The following is a 3,674-nucleotide window of genomic DNA, read 5'->3' as shown; positions in this document are numbered from 1 at the left end:
CCCCTACTCCCGCCGCAAAAGCCCTTCCGTCACGATCCCGCCGATCATCCCGGCCCGGAAGTCGGCCTTGATCTTGACCGGGTCATAGTCGGGGCTCTCGACCCACTGGGTGAAGGTCAGGCCCTGGGGGGCGGCGTCCTTCAGGTAGCGTTCGAAGGTGTAGTCCAGCACCCCGGTCTTGCCCTGCCGGATGTGCAGATACTTCAGCGACAGCTGCTCCAGGGCCTCCTCGATCGGCAGGCCCAGGCGATAGTGGCAGTAGAGCACGCTCATGATGCCGGCCCGGTCCGCGCCGGACTTGCAGTGCATCAGGGCCGGATATTCGATGCTTTCGAACAGATCGCGCGCGCCCAGCACCCGCGCCTTGATCGGGACCTCGCGCGAGGTGATCACGAAGTCGACCAGCTTCAGGCCCAACTGCTCGCAGGCGTGCTTTTCCAGCGCGTAGAAGCTGCCGTCGAACCCGCCGCGCAGGTTGATGACGGTCTTGATCCCCTGCTTCTTCCACTCGGCCAGCTGATGCGGCCACGGCTGGTTGGTGCGGACCAGCTCGGGGCTGACCCAATGGTCGTTCTTGAAGCCCAGACGCAGATAGGCGTGGTCGTTCCACAGATAGGAGAGATAGGTGCGAAACCGCCCCCAGCGGGTGGTCGTGTCGTAGCCGGCCAAGGGGACGATCCTTTGGTGAAGAGGGGTTAAGTAGGCGCCACAGCCCTGTAATGCAAAAGCCACAGCGCCGCACCCCCGCCGCATTGCTAAACCATAGCCCAGCTTGACAGTGACGCCCCGAAATCCGACCCCTGCCTCATGACCGATCCCGCCGCGCCGCAAGCCACCGACCGCGCCCTCGCCGTGCGGATCTGGCGCGAGCACCTCAAGCCGCGCCGAGGGACCCTCGCGACGGCGATGGTGAGCGCCGCGATCATCGCCGCGCTGAGCAGTTGCCTGCCCCTGATCACCCCCCTGGCCGTCGACCGGCTGATCACCCATCCCGAGCCGGGCGCGTTGGCCTGGATCCCGCTGACCATCATCGTGATCGCCGTGGTGCGCGGACTGTTCCAGGTGCTGCAGACGCGGTCGATCAACCAGATCGGCAACGGCGTGGTCGGCGACATGCAGGTGCGGTTGTTCGGCAAGCTGGTGCGCTCGGACCTGGCCCGGCTGCGCGGCGCCCATTCGGGCTCGTACGTCTCGTCGATGCTGTACGACGCCACCCTGATCCGCGAGGCGGCGACCAACGGCGTGGTCAACTACACCCGCGAAATCCTGACCGTGATCGGCACGCTGGTCGTGATGTTCCGGCTGGACTGGATCCTGGCGTCCGGCGTGCTGATCATCGCCCCCGTCGCCAGCCTGTTCATCCGGCGGTTCTCCAAGAAGACGACTAAGGCTGCAAAAGGCGCCATGGGCGAGACCTCCAACCTGTCGACCGCGATCATGGAAAGCCTGGACGGCGTCAAGATCGTCAAGATGGAGAACCGCGAGGCCTATGAGGAGGCGCGCGTGGCCGCCGTGATCGAGCGGCGCCAGCGTCACCTGATCAAGGGCTCCAACGCCAAGGCCATGGCCGCTCCCGCCACCGAGACCTTCGGCGCGGTGATCACCGCGGGCGTCTTCGCCTATGCCGGCTGGCGGGCCAGCACGGGGGGCATGACCGCCGGGACGTTCACCGGTTTCCTGCTCGCCCTCGGCATGGCCCTGCAATCGCTGCGGCAGGTCGCCAACCTGCAGACGGTCTTCAGCGAGGGCCTGACCGGCGCCCGCCGCCTGTTCGAGGCGCTGGACGTCGAGGCCGCCATCGTCGATCCGGCCGACGCCAAGGTCCTGCCGCGGGGCGAGGCTGTGATCGTCTTCGACAAGGTCAGCTTCGCCTATGGCGACAACGCCCCGGCCCTGTCCGACGTCAGCATCACCGCCAGCCGTGGCGAGACCGTCGCCCTGGTCGGCCCGTCGGGCGGCGGCAAGAGCTCGATCCTCAACCTGATCCCGCGCTTCTACGACGTCACCGCCGGGTCGGTGACCATCGACGGCCACGACGTGCGCGGCGTGACCCTGGCCAGCTTGCGCGACCACATCGCCCTGGTCACCCAGGAGCCGTTCCTGTTCGACGACACCATCCGCGCCAACATCGCCTACGCCCGGCCCAGCGCCGCAGAGGACGAGGTCGAGGCCGCGGCCCGCCAGGCGGCGGCCCACGACTTCATCAGCGAGCTGCCGCTGGGCTACGACACCATCGTCGGCGAGGCCGGCACGCGGCTGTCGGGCGGCCAGCGCCAGCGCATCGCCATCGCCCGCGCCTTCCTGAAGGACGCCCCCATCCTGCTGCTGGACGAGGCCACCAGCGCCCTGGACACCGAGAGCGAGGCCCAGGTCCAGGCGGCGCTGGAGCGGCTGATGGCCGGCCGCACCACCATCGTGATCGCCCACCGCCTGTCGACCGTGAAGGACGCCGACCGCATCTATGTGATCGACAGGGGCCGGGTGGTCGAGACCGGAACCCACGCCTCGCTGGTGCGCCACAAGGGCCTGTACGCCCGCCTGGCCAAGGCCCAGGACTTGGATCAGCTGCCTGAAACCTCCCCGGAGTCATCCTCGGAGATGGGTGCTTGAAGCCGCTGCGTTCGCCCTGGGTGATGGTCCTGCTGAGCAACCTGATGGCCGGCTATCTGCGCCTGGTCTACGCCAGCCTGCGCTGGACCCGCGAGGGCCAGGAGCACGCCCAGGCGGTGTGGGCGCAAAGCCTGCGCGACAAGAGCGGGGCGATCCTGGCCCTGTGGCACTCGCGCGTGCCCGTCGGCCCCTCGACCTGGCCGCAGGGGCCCGACAAGCCGCAGATCCGCGTGCTGGTCTCCCAATCACGCGACGGCGAGTTCATCGCCCGCACGATCAGCAAGCTGGGCTTCCCCTCGATCCGCGGCTCCTCGATCAAGAAGACCGACACCGCCAAGAACAAGGGCGGCGAGCAGGCCTTCCGCGACATGGTCAAGTGGGTGCGCGACGGCGGCGCCATGGCCATCACCCCGGACGGCCCGCGCGGTCCGGTCGAGGAAATGCAGAAGGGCGCCCTGGCCCTGGCCCGGATGACCGGCGCGCCGGTGCTGTTCGTCGGCGTGGCGATGAACCCGTGCCTGCGCCTGAACACCTGGGACCGCACCGTCATTCCCTTGCCCTTCGCCAAGGCCGCCATGGTCTGGGACGGACCGGTGACCATGGCCCGCGAGGACGATCCGGACGCCCTGCTCGAGGCCTGGGCCGCGCGCCTGTCGGCCGTGACCCGCCGGGCCGAGGCGATCGTGGGCGAGACGGACCCCGTCTAGGGACCGCACGTCCAGCGGCCGGCGAAGGTCCGGCTGGCGCCGTCCCCGCGCAGGTAGGTCAGGGTGGCGGGCCGCGGCGGAGACTCGCCGCCGCCGACGGCCGGCCCTGTCAGCACGATGCGGATCGTCTTGCCGGCGCCGTTGAACACCGCGCCCTTCAGCATGCCGTCGAAGCCGCCCGGGGCGGCCACGCGCTCGACATAGTCGCCGACCTTGACCAGCCCGAAGGCGACCGCCTTGGACGCTACATCGCCCTTGGCCACCAGCAGCGGCGAGGCCGCGTCGGTCGAAAAGCTGCAGCCCAACTCGCCCGCCAGCGGCTCGGCCTCCAGGTCGGCGGCGGACAGCGCCGAAAGC

4 protein-coding genes are annotated in these 3,674 nt (G+C 69.2%); 2 read left to right on the top strand and 2 right to left on the bottom strand.

The features are described from left to right. Nucleotides 1-3: 3 nt before the first annotated feature. A complete protein-coding gene (locus WAL33_RS05950; RefSeq protein ID WP_422179436.1) occupies nt 4-669 on the bottom strand; it encodes a protein tyrosine phosphatase in 666 nt (221 codons plus the stop codon). Nucleotides 670-807: 138 nt separating this feature from the next. Between WAL33_RS05950 and WAL33_RS05945 the strand changes: the two genes are divergently transcribed. Both WAL33_RS05945 and WAL33_RS05940 read left to right on the top strand, forming a co-directional pair. Further along, nucleotides 808-2,610 carry an ABC transporter ATP-binding protein gene (locus WAL33_RS05945; RefSeq protein WP_422179434.1) on the top strand — a complete coding sequence of 601 codons (1,803 nt, stop codon included), beginning with the start codon at nt 808-810 and terminating at the stop codon, nt 2,608-2,610. Continuing rightward, on the top strand, nt 2,607-3,317 hold the full coding sequence (locus tag WAL33_RS05940) for a lysophospholipid acyltransferase family protein (RefSeq protein ID WP_422179432.1): 711 nt from the start codon (nt 2,607-2,609) through the stop codon (nt 3,315-3,317). The genes WAL33_RS05945 and WAL33_RS05940 overlap by 4 nt, the downstream gene beginning before the upstream one ends. Here the strand turns inward: WAL33_RS05940 and WAL33_RS05935 are convergent. Continuing rightward, nucleotides 3,314-3,674 (bottom strand): hypothetical protein (locus WAL33_RS05935; RefSeq protein WP_422179430.1); only part of this gene is annotated, 361 nt, incomplete at its 5' end. The two genes, WAL33_RS05940 and WAL33_RS05935, sit on opposite strands and share 4 nt — an antisense overlap.

Origin of the sequence: Caulobacter sp. (genome assembly GCF_049283275.1) — a bacterium.
Taxonomy (GTDB): domain Bacteria; phylum Pseudomonadota; class Alphaproteobacteria; order Caulobacterales; family Caulobacteraceae; genus Caulobacter.
This window is presented reverse-complemented; position numbering and strand designations above follow the sequence as displayed.